The 565-nt window shown below is 66.2% G+C and carries 1 protein-coding gene; it reads left to right on the forward strand.

The features are described from left to right. Positions 1-565, forward strand: a 565-nt coding sequence (locus AAHF99_RS27150; RefSeq protein ID WP_342167426.1) for a molybdopterin-dependent oxidoreductase, incomplete at both ends; no start/stop codon positions are given.

Genomic DNA, 565 nt, shown 5'->3' on the forward strand with positions numbered 1-565 from the left:
CGCTTACCGGCGCATGGCGCCATGTCGGCGGCGGCATCACCCAGTTCGGCGTGTGGGAGCACCCCTACAAGTTCGACGTCATCTGCCGCCCCGACCTGATCCCGGAGGGCACCCGCGTCGTCTCGAACCTCCAGATCGGCCGCGCCCTGACCGGTGAGATGAAGCTCGACCCGCCGATCCTGTCGATGATGTGCTGGAACTCGAACCCCGTGACGCAGGCCCCCGAGACCGACAAGATCGTCGAGGGGCTGATGCGCGAGGACCTGTTCATGGTCTCGGCCGAGCACTTCATCTCGGACACGGCCTCCTACGCCGACATCCTGCTGCCCGCCACGATGGGCGCCGAGATGGAGGACATGATCCTCTCCTGGGGCCACCTCTACCTGACCTACAACACCAAGTGCGCCGAGGCGCCGGGCGAGGCGATCCCGAACAACGAGATCTTCCGGCAGCTCGCCGCCCGGCTCGGCTACGAGGAGGAGAACTTCAAGTGGACCGACTCCGAGTGCCTTGAGCACTACGTCGACTGGAACGCGCCGGCCTGCGAGGGCATCGACCTCGCCTA

It is taken from the genome of Methylobacterium litchii (genome assembly GCF_038442315.1).
Classification (GTDB): Bacteria; Pseudomonadota; Alphaproteobacteria; order Rhizobiales; family Beijerinckiaceae; genus Methylobacterium; species Methylobacterium litchii.